This is a genomic window from Burkholderia sp. USMB20, assembly GCF_000949135.2.
Lineage (GTDB): Bacteria > Pseudomonadota > Gammaproteobacteria > Burkholderiales > Burkholderiaceae > Burkholderia.
Genome location: NZ_JTAN02000004.1, coordinates 45,576 through 59,202 on the forward strand (window position 1 = coordinate 45,576; position 13,627 = coordinate 59,202).

10 protein-coding genes are annotated in these 13,627 nt (G+C 68.8%); 7 read left to right on the top strand and 3 right to left on the bottom strand.

Annotation, left to right across the window (positions count from 1 at the left end):
• Window positions 1–3: 3 nt before the first annotated feature.
• Together PL79_RS07445 and PL79_RS07450 are read right to left on the bottom strand one after the other, a co-directional pair.
• Window positions 4–615 carry an NIPSNAP family protein gene (locus PL79_RS07445; RefSeq protein ID WP_044848721.1) on the bottom strand — a complete coding sequence of 204 codons (612 nt, stop codon included), beginning with the start codon at window positions 613–615 and terminating at the stop codon, window positions 4–6.
• The gene (locus PL79_RS07450; RefSeq protein ID WP_044848722.1) at window positions 612–2,357 is read right to left on the bottom strand and encodes an FAD-dependent oxidoreductase; all 1,746 of its coding nucleotides are present in this window, start codon (window positions 2,355–2,357) and stop codon (window positions 612–614) included. The genes PL79_RS07445 and PL79_RS07450 overlap by 4 nt, the downstream gene beginning before the upstream one ends.
• Before the next feature lie 138 nt (window positions 2,358–2,495).
• Between PL79_RS07450 and PL79_RS07455 the strand changes: the two genes are divergently transcribed.
• Window positions 2,496–3,392, top strand: coding sequence for an NAD-dependent epimerase/dehydratase family protein (locus tag PL79_RS07455; protein WP_044848723.1), 897 nt, complete (start codon window positions 2,496–2,498; stop codon window positions 3,390–3,392).
• A gap of 21 nt (window positions 3,393–3,413) precedes the next feature.
• Here the strand turns inward: PL79_RS07455 and PL79_RS07460 are convergent, their stop codons facing one another.
• Complete coding sequence (locus PL79_RS07460) at window positions 3,414–4,460, bottom strand: Gfo/Idh/MocA family oxidoreductase (RefSeq protein ID WP_044848724.1); 1,047 nt, start codon at window positions 4,458–4,460, stop codon at window positions 3,414–3,416.
• 214 nt (window positions 4,461–4,674) lie between these two features.
• Here PL79_RS07460 and PL79_RS07470 point away from each other — a divergent pair, with 214 nt between their 5' ends.
• From PL79_RS07470 to PL79_RS07495, 6 genes are all read left to right on the top strand, one after another.
• Entirely contained in the window at window positions 4,675–5,973 is a 1,299-nt protein-coding gene (locus PL79_RS07470; RefSeq protein ID WP_044848725.1) for an ABC transporter substrate-binding protein, read from the top strand.
• Window positions 5,974–6,080: 107 nt separating this feature from the next.
• On the top strand, window positions 6,081–6,950 hold the full coding sequence (locus tag PL79_RS07475; RefSeq protein WP_044848726.1) for a branched-chain amino acid ABC transporter permease: 870 nt from the start codon (window positions 6,081–6,083) through the stop codon (window positions 6,948–6,950).
• Window positions 6,947–9,502 carry a branched-chain amino acid ABC transporter ATP-binding protein/permease gene (locus PL79_RS07480; protein WP_044848727.1) on the top strand — a complete coding sequence of 852 codons (2,556 nt, stop codon included), beginning with the start codon at window positions 6,947–6,949 and terminating at the stop codon, window positions 9,500–9,502. The genes PL79_RS07475 and PL79_RS07480 overlap by 4 nt, the downstream gene beginning before the upstream one ends.
• Window positions 9,499–10,347, top strand: a complete 849-nt coding sequence (locus PL79_RS07485) for a shikimate dehydrogenase family protein (RefSeq protein ID WP_044848728.1) — start codon at window positions 9,499–9,501, stop codon at window positions 10,345–10,347. The genes PL79_RS07480 and PL79_RS07485 overlap by 4 nt, the downstream gene beginning before the upstream one ends.
• 396 nt (window positions 10,348–10,743) lie before the next feature.
• Complete coding sequence (locus tag PL79_RS07490) at window positions 10,744–12,534, top strand: FAD-binding protein (protein ID WP_044848748.1); 1,791 nt, start codon at window positions 10,744–10,746, stop codon at window positions 12,532–12,534.
• 62 nt (window positions 12,535–12,596) lie between these two features.
• Window positions 12,597–13,427 (top strand): aldo/keto reductase, encoded by an 831-nt coding sequence (locus PL79_RS07495; protein ID WP_044848729.1) that lies wholly within the window; start codon window positions 12,597–12,599, stop codon window positions 13,425–13,427.
• The last annotated feature ends 200 nt before the right edge of the window (window positions 13,428–13,627 follow it).

Consider the following 13,627-nt stretch of genomic DNA (forward strand, 5'->3'; position numbering starts at 1 on the left):
CGTTCAGCGCAACGGCGAAAACGGCGCGGGCACGCAGATCGTCGATTCCATGGTCGTGAGGTGGGCCGGGCCGCCCTTCGGCGGCCAGATGCCGTCCTTGACCGCTTCGGCGCGAATGCGCGAACGCTCGTCCACGCTCGCATACGGCCAGATGTTCAGGAACCGCGGCGTGTCGCCGTCGAGCGCATACATCGCGCCGACCAGCGGCGAGCGGCGGGTGCGCTCCGGCACCGCCTGCTCCCACACGTCGATCGTGTGCTGCAGGCTGCCGAGCTTCGTGCCGTACACGCGCATCTCGTAGATGCCGCCGTGCACGGCCGGTTCGATCGGCGGCAGGAACGGGAACAGCGCATAGCTGGCCGTCTTCACGTCGATGATCGATTCGCCGCAGCCGAACGGGTTGCCTTCGAGCAGCATCCGTTTGCGCTCGGCGACGAGCGCGGCCTCCGATTCATAACCGCGCAGCACCAGCACCTGACCGAGCGTGCCGATGTCCGAGTACCACGCGCCGAGCAGCCTGCCGCCGTGCGGATCGCCGCTGGCCTGAATCCCTTCGAAGACCTGCGCGTTCGCGCCGATCTTCACCGTGAGCGTCACTACGTCATACAGTCTCATTGCGTTGTCCTCGTGGATGAATCGATGCCGGCACGCGCGGATTCGGGCGCGGCGTCGGCGAGAGAAAGGCCGGCGAGATAACCGAACGTCATCGCCGGGCCGAGTGTGATGCCGCCGCTGGGATAGCAGCCGCCCATCATGCTGGCGGAATCGTTGCCGACCGCGTAGAGGCCGGCGATCGCACGGCCGGCGTGGTCGAGCACGCGCGCGTCGCGGTCGGTGGCCAGGCCCGCGAACGTGCCGAGGCTGCCCGGCAGCAGCTTCACCGCATAGAACGGCCCCGCGTCGATCGGCGCGAGACACGGGTTCGGCTGCCGGTCGGCATCGCCCTGCACGCGGTTGTACGGCGTCGAGCCCTTGTGAAACGCCGGATCGCAACCCTGCTTCGCGTACTGGTTGTAGGCCGATACCGTGTCCACCAGCGAAGCGGCGTCGATTCCGCATTCGCGCGCTAGCGCGTCGAGCGTCGCGCCGCGCTTCAGATAGCCCGAGCGCCGGTACGGGCCGGTCGGGAACGGAAACGGCTTCGAGAAACCGAGCCCGTAGCGCCGCTGAAAGCGATGGTCGCAGACGAGCCACGCGCACACTTCCTCGCCGGCCGGCGTCGTGTCGAGCAGCGCGGCAATGAAGTCGTGATACGACGATGCCTCGTTCACGAAGCGCTTGCCCGCGCGTGTCACCGCGATCACGCCCGGCTTCGCGCGTTCGATCAGATGCGGAAACGCGACGGCGTCGCCGCCCGGTTGCGGCACCAGCGAGACGGGCGCCCACGCGGCCGGCGCATCGAGCGACCGGTCGAAATGCGCGCCGATCGATTCGCCGAGCCGGATCCCGTCGCCGGTATTGCAGAGCGGCGCCGCCGACCAGTGTTCGCGGCCCGACGGCGTATACGCGAACGTCTGCGCACGCCGCGCCCGATCGTGAGGGAAGCCTCCGCAAGCCAGCACGACGCCGCGCGCCGCGCGCACCTCGTGCACGATGCCGTCGATCGCCACGCGGGCGCCGGTCACGCGCACGTCGTCGCGCAGCAGGCCGATCGCCTTCGCATGGGTGCGCAGGTCGACCCCGCGATCGGCGGCCGACTTCAACAGGCGCGCGACGAGCGCATTGCCGTTGACGAGATGCATCGAGCGCCCGTAACGCAGCTTGTGCCACGCGAACGCGGCCAGCCGGCGGCCGACATGCAGCGCGGAGCTCAGCGAGCGCGTCGCGCGATAGAAATGCGCGAGATCCTGGCCGGACGCGAGTGCCATCCCCTTGAGCGTCGTCACCGACAGCGGTGTGCGCAGCTTGTCGAGCAGCGGGCCCAGTTCACGGCCGTCGTACGGCATCGCGCAGACCGAGCGCCCGCCCGTGCCGGCGCCCGGCGTGGTGTGGAAATCGGGAATGCGGTTGCCGTCGACGAAGCGCAGCGCCGTGTTCCGCTCGAAGAATTCGATCATCTCCGGGCCGCGTTCGAGCAGCGCATCGGCCTTCGCCGCATCGAACTGCGCGCCCAGCTCGTTCTTCAGGTACGTGCGCGGCGCATCGATGTCCTCGCGAATGCCGGCACGCGTAGCGAGCGGATTGCGCGGAATCCACATCCATCCGCCCGACCACGCGGTGGTGCCGCCGAACACGGCCTCCTTCTCGGCGACGATCACGCCCAGGCCCCGCGCCGCCGCCGTGACGGCCGCCGCGAGGCCGCCCGCGCCGGAGCCCAGTACCAGCACGTCGCAATCGAGTATCGGTTCACGCTTCATGTTCAGTCCTGCCCGTTCAGTGTCTCCAACGCCGGATGCGACACGATCGCGACGCCTATGGAATATCATTGCGAAGTGGAATACTATTCCACTCAATCGGATTTCGCAAAGACTTTGTGACGACAGGGAGGCAATGCAATGCGAGTACTGGTAACGGGCGGCAGCGGTTTTCTCGGCGCATGGATCATCAGGAGGCTGCTGGCGCGCGGCATGGAATGCGTGAGCTTCGACGTGCGCACGAACCCGCGCCTCGTCGAGGCGCTCGCGCCCGAACGGGCTGCGGCCGTACGCTGGCGCACCGGCGACATCGCCGACGCGGCCGCCACGGCGCACGCCTTCGACGGCTGCGACGCGGCGATCCATCTCGCAGGCATCCTCACGCCCGACTGCGCGGCCGATCCCGTGCGCGGCGCGCGGGTCAACCTGATCGGCACGCTGAACGTATTCGAGGCCGCACGCTCGGCCGGGCTGCGACGCGTGCTCTATGCGAGCAGCGCCGGCGTATTCGGCCCCGACGACGGCGCCGTGCCGTTGCCGCAAACCCACTACGGCGCGTTCAAGCTGGCGTGCGAAGGATCGGCGCGCGCGTACTGGCACGACCACGGGATCGCGAGCGTGGGCTTCCGTCCGCTCGTGGTCTATGGGGCCGGACGCGAGACCGGATCGAGCGCGGGGCCGAGCCTGGCCTGTCGGGCGGCCGCGCGCGGCGAGCGCTACACGATTCCGTTTACCGGCGCGACGGGCCTCGTGTTCGCCGACGACGTCGCCGCCGCTTACGAGGCCGCGCTGCTGGCCGACATCGAAGGCGCACACGCCTTCACGCTGGCGGGCGAGATCACCCCGGTGAACACACTGATCGAACGGATCGCGGCCCTCGTGCCGGGTGCGCACATCGATGCCGGCGGCCCGCCGCTGCCGATCGCGACGGCGTTCCCCGACGACCCCGCGCTCGACCGCCTGCTGCCCGGCCTGCCGCGGACCGCGCTCGACGACGGACTGCGGCAGACGGTGGCGTTCTACCGGCGCCAGCGCTAGGCCGGCGCCCGCTCCCCGCGGCTACGCGACGACGTCCGCGGGTGCAACGCCCGTGCGCGTCGCAGCCGCGCGATGCACGGCGAGCGTCGCCGCGAGCGTGCGCGCGGCGTCGTCGGCCGGACACAGCGGCGCCTCGGCGCCCGCGATCACCGCCGCGAAGTGGCGCAACTGCTCGTGATACGGATCGGCGCCATGCGGCGTGCAGCGCTCGACCGTCAACGGATCGTGCCAGCCCTTCCCGCTGCGGTATTCCCACAGATCGAGCTGCGGCAGCGTGAGCGACGCATCGGTGCCGATCAGGAAATGCGTGTTCACCTGCTGGCGCGGATAGTGCGCGGCCTCGCCCGCCGCGAGATCCCAGTTCCACGGCGAGGTCGCGCAGTCGGACACGGCCAGCGTGCCGAGCGCGCCGCTGTCGAAGCGCAGCAGCACGGCGGCCGTGTCTTCCACGTCGAAGCCGCGCACGCGATTGGACGCCTGGGCCTGCACCTCGACGATCTCGCCGAGCAGGAACCGCATGATGTCGATGTCGTGAATCAGGTTGATCAACACCGGGCCGCCGCCCGCGCGACGACGCCATTCGACGTCGAAATACGCATCGGGCTTGTAGAACGTCGCGAGCGCATTGGCCGCGACGGGCTTGCCGAGCCGCCCCGACTGCACGATCTCTCGCGCGCGCCGCAAGATCGGATTGTGGCGGCGATGGTGGCCGACCAGCAGCGGCACGCCGGCTTCGCGTGCGGCGCGACCGAGGCCCGCCGCCGCCGCGACGCTGTCCGACACCGGCTTCTCGATCAGCGCCGGCACGCCGCGCGCGATGCAGGCAAGGCCGACCTCGACATGCGTCGCATTCGGCGTCGCGACGATCGCGCCGTCCGGGCGCATCGCGTCGAGCATCGTCGCGTAGTCGGCGAACCAGCGCAGCCCCTCGGCACGCGCGAACTGCTCGGCCGCCGGCGACGGATCGGCGATCGCCGCGACTTCCACCTGCGCATGCGTGCGCGCGCGCTCCACGTGCATCCGCCCGATTGCGCCTGCACCGATCACTGCCAGCCGTCTTCTTGCCATCGCTTCATCTCCGTTGTGCGGGGCGTACGTGTCGCGTCGAGCCGTTCGTCTTCCGGATCGACCGGGTGAATACCCCGATTTATTGAAACCATCTTTGATTGTTGAATGCTATTCCACTTCTAACCATAATTCACGAAAATTCGACACGTGTCGCGCGGCCCGCCCACGGACCGCACGGAATCGAACCTTGACCAGGAAACAGGAGGCCAGACACATGACTGATCAGCACGAGCAGAACGACACCCTTTCCGGCGCCCCGGCAGACGTGCCCGACCACCCGGCGGCGTCGCGCCGCGCGTGGCTCGTCACCGCGGGCAAGGCGCTCGCGGGCGGGGCCGCGGCGCTCGCCGCGCCGGCGATCGTGCGCGCGCAGGGCGAGCAACCGCTGAAGCTGGGCCTGCTGATGGCCAAGCAGGGTGTGTGGACCGAACAGGGCGAAGTGATCGCGAACGGCGTCAAGCTCGCGCTCGACGAGGCGGGCAACCAGGCGCGCGGCCGGCGCGTCGATCTCGTCTGGTACGACGAACCGAACCCGCAGTCGGCGCAGCAGAACATGCAGAAGCTCGTCGAGCAGGACCACGCGATCGCGGTGATCGGCGGCACGAACAGCGGCACGTCGCTCGCGATGTCGTCGGTCGCATGGCGCACCAGGACGCCTTACATCGCGCCGAACGCCGCCGCGCGCGAGCTGACCGGCAGCAGTTGCAACCCGTACACGTTCCGCGTGCTGAGCCCGACGCCCGTCGCATGCCGCGCACTCGCACCGTCGATGCTCGCGATCGGCAAGAAATGGCACTTCCTCGTCGCGAACTATGCGTACGGGCAGGACATTCAGCGCGCGATGTCCGACTTGTTGAAACAGGCCGGCGGCGTCATCACCGGCGCCGACGTCACGCCGCTCAACACCACCGACTTCAGCTCGTTCATCCTGAAGATCCGCCAGTCGAAACCCGATGTCGTGCTGCTCGGGCTGCCGGGCGGCGACCTGTCGACGTTCCTGAAGCAATACGCGGAAATGGGCATGAAAGGCCGCATCCCGGTGGCGTGCCCGATCATCGGCGACTCGGATCTCTGGTCGATCAACGCCGACGCCGCCACCGGCTACTACGGCAAGCCGTGGCATTTCAGCTCGCCGGGCCATGCGCCGGAAGAAGTTGCGTTCATCAGGAAGTACACGGCGAAGTACGGCAAGCCGCCGGCCGACAAGGCCTGGATCGGCTGGTTCACGGCGCGCGCACTGCTGCAGGCGATCAACCACGCGAAGAGCACGTCCGGCGCGGACATCGTGCAGAGCCTGGAGACCATTCAGCTCGCCGACGGCAGCGGCGCCGCCTACTTCCGCCCGTGGGACCACCAGTTGTTGCGGCGCTGGAGCGTGTTCAAGGTGAAGGACCGGATCGGCGACAAATGGGACTGGCTCGACCCGATCTCCGTCGTGCCGCAGAACCCCGGCGACCTCGACCGTCTGTTCGGCACACGCGAAGAGATCGGCTGCAAGATGGCCGCGCGCTGAGCCCGCGCGCCGCCGCCAAGCGTATCCCGCGCGCGTCGCGGCCCGCCGCTCGCCCGTCACGACGGGCCGCGGCGCGGCGGCGGCGAGCCGCACTCTGGAGTAAGGGCATGGCTGAAATGTTGTTGTCCCAGGTCGCCAACGGACTGGTGCTGGGATTCCTCTATGTATTGCTCGCGATCGGACTGTCGATCATCTGCGGGCTGCTGGGCATCGTGAATTTCGCGCATGGCGCGCTCTTCGCGCTCGGCGCGTATTTCGCGATCGCACTGTCGACGCAGTTCGGATGGGCCGCCGTCGTGCTCGCACCGGTGCTCGTCGCGGCGGTGGGCATGCTGATCGAAGTGGTGTTCATCCGGCGCCTGTACGGCAAGGAGCCGCTCCTCGGCCTGATCGTCACGTTCGCGCTGTCGCTGCTGCTCACCGCACTGGTTCGCCTCGTGTGGGGCGCGGGCGGGCTGCCGTTCAGTCCGCCCGGGATGCTCAACGGGTTTCTCGTATACGGGCCGCTGCTGATCACGAAGTATCGACTGTTCGTGCTCGCCGCGACGATCGCGATCCTCGTCGTGCTGTGGTGGTTCATGAACTACACGCCATACGGGCGGATCCTGCGCGCCGGCAGCCGCGATCCTGAAATGGTCGGCCTGCTCGGCATCAACCTGCCGCGCGTGCTGACCGGCGCGTTCGCGCTCGGCGCGCTGCTGGCGGGTGCCGCGGGCGTGCTCGCGGCGCCGCTCGTCACGGTCACGCCGGGGATGGCGACGACCGCCGTGATGCCCGCGTTCGTGATCGTCACGATCGGCGGGCTCGGCTCGTTCGCCGGTGCGGTGGTCGCGGGCCTGCTGGTCGGCATCGCAACCGCGCTGGCCGTCCAGTTCTTTCCGGCGGCCTCGTCGGTCGCGATGTACGCGCTGATGGCACTCGTCCTTCTCGTGCGCCCTCGCGGGCTGTTTGGTGAACGCTGGGAGCGCTTCGAATGAAATTCGACTATCTGACCCGCCATCCGGTTGCAGTGCTGACCACCGCGCTCGTCCTCGTGTCGCTTGCCCTCACCGCGACCGGCACGCCGCTCGAGCGCGCAACCCAGATCGCGATCTACACGCTCTACGGGATGGGCGTGAACCTGCTGGTCGCGTATACGGGGCTCGTCCCGTTCGGCGCATCGGTGTTCTTCGGCACGGCCACGTACCTGGTCGCCGTGTCGCTGCTGCGCGTGCTGGGCAACGAGCTGCTCGCGCTGGCGGCCACCGTGATCGTGACGACCGTGCTCGCCGCGCTGATCGGCGCGGTTGTGTTGCGCCGGCGCGGGCTCTACTTCTCGCTGCTCACCCTCGCCTGTTCGCAGATCGCGTTCGAGATCGCGTTCAAGTGGACCGATGTGACCGGCGGCGAAAACGGCCTGCAGAACGTGCCGCGCCCGACCTTCCCGACGACCGTCGGCTTCCACGTATTCGCATGCGTGACGGTGATCGCCATCGCCTGTCTGCTATGGCGCCTCGTGCACGCGCCGTTCGGACGGGCGCTGCAGGCACTGCGCGACAACGAGCAGCGCGCGGCGAGCCTCGGCTACGACACGTATCGGCTCAAGCTGCGCGCGTTCGTGATCTCGGCTGCCGTGATCGGCTATGCGGGCGGCCTGCTGTGCCTGATGCTGCAGGGCGCGTACGCGAACAACCTGAGCTGGGAGCACGCGGGCGACAGCCTGCTGATGACCGTGCTCGGCGGTGTCCACCAGTTTCTCGGGCCGCTGTGGGGCGTGATTGCGTTCATCCTGCTCGAAGACAAGCTCAGCAGCCTGACCGAGCACTGGTGGCTGATCTTCGCGCCGATCGTCATCGCGTTCGCGTTCTTTTCGCCCGAGGGCATCCACGGCATCGCGCAGCGGCTGTTGCGACGTCCGCGCTGGACCCTCGTGCGCGACACGATTCCCGCGCGCCCCGCCACGATCGCGCCGTATCGCGCGGGCGGCGTCGAGACCGATCCCGCCACGCCCGTGCTGAGCGTGCGCGGATTGACGAAGCGTTTCGGCTCGCTCGTGACCGCCGAACGGATCGACCTCGACGTCCATCCGTGCCGGCTGCACAGCTTCATCGGCCCGAACGGTGCGGGCAAGACCACGTTCTTCAACATGCTGACGGGCGTGCTGTCGCCGACGGCCGGCACGATCACGTTCGACGGCAAGGACGTGACGAAGCTCGCCATGTTCCGCCGCGTGCGGCTCGGCATGAGCCGCTCGTTCCAGATCCTCAGCGTATTTCGCAATCTCACCGTGTTCGAGAACGTGCGCGTCGCGGTGCAGGCCGCGCAGCACGATCGCCTCGGCCTGTGGCGCGACGCGCACACGCTCGGCGAACAGAACGAGATGACCTGGTCGCTGCTCGCGGCGGTCGGGCTGGCCGAGCGCGCGGCGCATGGTTGCGAAAGCCTGTCGCACGGCGAGCAGCGCCTGCTCGAAATCGCGCTGTCGCTCGCGACTCGCGCACGCCTGCTGCTGCTCGACGAGCCGCTCGCGGGGCTTGCCGAAGCCGACCGCGTGCGCGTGGCGGCGATCATCCGCGAGCTGGCGAACCATCACGCGGTGCTGCTGATCGAGCACGACATCGATCGCGTGCTGACGATTTCCGATCGCGTCAGCGTGCTCCATCGCGGCCGGCTGATCGCCGACGGCTCGCCGGCCGAAGTCGCGCGCCATCCCGAGGTGATCGAAGCCTACCTGGGCCACGCGAAGGGCGAGCGGCCGGTCGATGCGAGGCTGGCCGCCCGACGCGGCGCACAGCACGAAGATGCCGCACCGGCACGCCGCCCGCTGCTGCGCCTCGAAGGCGTGAAGGCCGGTTATACCGGCAACACGATCCTCGACGGCATCGACCTCACGCTCCACGAAGGCGAAGTGATCGCGATCCTCGGACGCAACGGCGTCGGCAAGACGACGACGTTGCGCGCCGCGACCGGCGTCGCCGACGTGACGGCCGGGCGCATCGTGTTCGACGGCCACGACATCACCGGGCGCCCCGCGCACGAGATCAATCGACTCGGCCTCGCGATGGTCCCCGAGGGCCGCCGCCTGTTCCCGAACCTCACGGTCGCCGAGAACTTGCGGCTCGCCGCACGCAAGGGCGGCGCGAGCGTCGACGAGATGTTCGCGCTGTTCCCGCGACTCGCGACGCGCAAGGATGCGCGCGCCGAACATCTGTCCGGCGGCGAACGACAGATGGTGGCGATCGCGCGCGCGCTGATGGCGCCGGCGAAGGCGATCCTGCTCGACGAACCGTTCGAGGGGCTCGCGCCCGCCGTCGTACAGGAAGTGCTCGACGCGGTAGTCAAGCTGCGCGAGCGCGCGAGCGTCGTGATCGTCGAGCACCAGGCCGACATGGTGCTGCCGATCGCGGATCGCGCGTACGTGCTCGTCAACGGTCGCGTCGCGCACGAAAGCAGCGCAGTCGCGCTCGAACAGGACACCGCCACCCAGGCGCAATTGCTCGGCATCGTACACGACGAGGCCGGTTCCACCCAGGAGATGAAAACAGCATGACAGCCCCCTTGACCCCGACTGCCCCGGTTTCGCTCGACGAAGGCCTGAGCGGTGCGACCCGCATCCATTTCATCGTCGGCGATCCGATCGCGCAGGTCCGTTCGCCGAAAGGCGTGACGGCCGCGCTGCGCGAGGCCGGACTCGACGCGCTGGTCGTTCCCGCTCATGTCGCACCGGACGATCTTGCGGCGTTCTTCGCGGGCATCACACCGATGCGCAACGTCGACGGCGTGATCATCACCGTGCCGCACAAATTCAGCGCCGCCGGGTTCTGCTCGCGCCTGTCCGATGAAGCGGCATTCCTCGGCGCGGCGAATACGCTACGACGCACCGCCGAAGGCGGCTGGCACGGCGGCATGTTCGACGGCACCGGTTTCGTCGCCGCGCTCGGCGACGAAGGCTGCGACCTGCGCGGCAAGCGCGCGCTGCTGGTCGGCGCGGGCGGCGCAGGCTCGGCGATCGGCCATGCGCTGGTGATGGCGGGTGTCGCGTCGCTCGACGTGCGCGACAACGATGCCGCCCGCACCGCGTCGCTGGTCGAGCGGCTGGCCACGCTGCAACGCGGCACGGTGCGCGTCGCCGGCGCGGAGGTCGCAGCCGAATCGTTCGACGTGATCGTCAATGCGTCGCCGATGGGCATGCGGCCGGACGATCCGCTGCCCGTCGACGTCTCGCGCGTGCCGGCCACCGCGTTCGTCGGCGACGTCGTCACGAAGCCGCCGCTCACGCCGTTCATCGAGGCAGCGCGTGCTCGCGGTTGCCGAACCGTCACGGGCACGCAGATGTTCGCGCGGGTCTGCGATCGAATGGTCGCATTCCTGGTCGATACCGATACCGCCGCCTAAGTGCATGTGGACAGGTCGCGATCGTCATGCGCGGCGCGGCCTGCCGAATCGTTTCCGCCGAACGACGGTGACGCGGCGTGCCGCGCCGCCGTTCCTGCCTGCCTCATCACGACCATCCGACGACAACCCATGCATCCCGGGCGTACCTCGCCCGGGCGCCTGGCGCGCAGCGCCGCCCGGCTCGCCGCCGCACCGGCGTCGACGCGCAGCCAGTTCGCAGCCGGTGTGGGCAGCGTGCACCGGTTCTGAACGAAGTCGCGCTTCGTCTCTCGATCATATTTCGGAACACTATTCCACTTTGTTGTTTATTGGAATAACATTCCAAAACGGTCGAAGCCTCTTCCGCCACGCGCCGAATCCGGACGTGCGGCGGAACGAAACGAAGGAGACATGGACATGGCTGCAGTGCAACAGGGTTGGGACGAAGAGGTGGACCTGCTGGTGTTCGGCGCAGGTGCGGCGGGCATGACCGCCGCGCTCGTCGCGCATCACGAGGGGCTCGCCGTCCTGATATGCGAAAAAACCGCCGCGGTGGGCGGCATCACGTCCACGTCGGGCGGCACGACCTGGGTGCCGGGCACACGCTTGAGCGTCGCCGCGGGCGTGCCCGACAGCGTCGACGATGCGCGCCGCTTCCTGCAGTCGGTGGTCGGCGCGCGCGGCGGCGACGACGCGCGCGAAGCATTTCTGCAAAGCGGCCCCGACGCGATCGACGAACTCGCGCGCATCAGCGACGTGAAGTTCGTCGCCGCCACCGCACATCCCGATTACGTCAACGGCCCGGGCGCGGCCTACGGCGGCCGGGCGCTCGTGCCCGCGCCGTTCGATGCGCGCGTGCTCGGCCGCGCGTTCGCGCGCGTGCGCCCGCCGCGCAAGGAATTCATGGGCCTCGGCGGCATGATGGTCGCGCGTGCCGACCTCAATGCGCTGCTCGCGCCGTTCGCGTCCGTCGCGAACTTCAAGCGCACGATCGCGGTCGTCGGGCGCTATGCGATGGATCGCCTGCGTTTTCCGCGCGGCACGCAGCTGGTGATGGGCAACGCGCTCGCCGCCCGGCTCTATTACAGCCTGCTCAAACGCCAGGTCGAGATTCGCTTCGACACGCCGCTGCTCGAACTGGTACGCGAGAACGGCCGCGTCACCGGCGCCATCGTCACGACACCGGATGGCGGTCGCAAGCGAATCGGCGCGCGGCGCGGCGTGGTGCTCGCGACCGGCGGCATCGCGCGCCATCCGTCGCTGCGCCGGCAGTTCTTCCCTGCCGCGGCCCAGCCGCTGTCGCTGTCGCCGAATACGCATACCGGCGACGGCGTCGACCGCGCACAGCGCGTCAATGCGCGGGTCGAAAACGGCGGCGACAGCCCGGGGCTGTGGATGCCGTGTTCGATCCGCCGCGCACCGGGCGCCCCCCCGGGCGGCGACGGCGACAGCGTCTGGCCGCACATCATTCTCGATCGCGCGAAGCCCGGCCTCATCGCGGTCAACAGCCGCGGCGAGCGCTTCGTCAACGAATCGAACTCGTACCACGACTTCGTGATGGGCATGCTGCGCGACAGCGGCAACGGTCCGAGCGTGCCCGCCCATCTGATCGTCGATGCGGCGTTCATTCGCACCTATGGCCTCGGCCTGCTGATGCCGGCGCGCAGTGCGGCCCGCATCGCCGAATTCGAACGCGCCGGCTATCTGGTGAAAGGTGCAACGCTGGCCGAGCTGGCGGCTAAGTTGCAGGTGGACGCGAACAGTCTCACGCGCACCGTCGCGACCTACAATCGCGACGCCGCCAATGGCGAGGATCCGGCATTCCAGCGCGGCAGCAGCCCGATGAGCCGCTTCAACGGCGATCCGGCGCAACAGCCGAATCCGTGCATCCGCCCCATCGGCGCCGGCCCCTACTATGCGCTGACCGTATGGCCGGCCGATCTCGCGTGCAGCGCGGGGTTGAGCGGCACGGCGAACGGCGAGGTGATCGATGTCGACGGGCGCGTGATCCCCGGCCTGTTCGCGTGCGGCAACGATCTCGCGTCGATCTTCCGCGGCACGTACCCCGGCCCCGGCACGACGCTCGGCCCGGCCATCGTATTCGGCTGGCGCATCGCGAAGTTCGTCGCGCGACGCGAAGCGGCATCGACGGGCACATCACCCGCGGCCGCGGTGCACCGCTCGACCTGCGACAGCGCGCAACGCTGACGAACGCGCCGGCACGGCACGCGCAGGCCGCGCCGGCTCACCCCATCGAGAAGGAGTCGTTCATGCAACGCATCGTCAACCGCCATCGATTGAACATGCCGAAACTGGGGCTCGGCACATGGCCCATGCTCGGCGACGAATGCACGCGCGCGGTCGCGCTCGCACTGGAGTCGGGTTATCGCCATATCGATACCGCAGCCGCGTACGAGAACGAAGCGGCGGTCGGCAACGCCATCGCCGCTTCGAACGTCCAGCGCGAGCAGATTCACGTGACCAGCAAGGTATGGTGGGACCAGTTGAACCCCGAACGCATGCGGAAATCGCTCGACGACACCTTGCGCGCGCTGCGCTGCGACTACGTGGACCTGTTCCTGATCCACTGGCCGGCGCCCGACTGGAATCTTGCCGAGACGATCGACACGCTCGTTTCGTTCAAGGAGCAGGGACGCGCCCGAGCGATCGGCGTCGCGAACTTTCCGCTTGCGCTGTTGCGCGCCGTCGTCGAACAGATGCAGGCGCCACTGGCCGCGATACAGGTCGAGTATCACGTGCTGCTCGGTCAGGCGCGGCTGCTGCAATTCGCGCGCCAACATGACATGGCGCTGATCGCGTACAGCCCGCTCGCGCGCAACCGCGTGTCGGAGATCCCGGAACTGCAGCGGATCGCCGACAAGCATCGCGTGCTGCCGAGCCAGGTGGCGCTGAAATGGCTGCTCGACCAGCCGAACGTGGCCGCCGTGCCGAAGGCGGCCGGGCAACGCAATCAGCTCGCCAATCTGGCATCGCTCGACGTGAACCTGGACGACGCTGATCGTGCACTGATCGCCGGCCTGCCGAAGAATCAGCGACTCGTGAGTCCGGCGTTCGCGCCGCAGTGGGATCCGGCCGTGTAAGGAACAGCGTGTGGGTCGGCGATCGTTGCGGGCACGGGATGAATCGCGACTTCGGCACGCCTGTCGCCCACGCCGCGCCGCCCTTCACCTGGGTGCCGGCCCGATCACGGGCGCCGGAACCGATCGGCGTCGACGAAATCAGTCGACGCCGACGGACCGGAGATCGCACTGGCCAGCACTGGGGCTTTGCATCGCGCCTG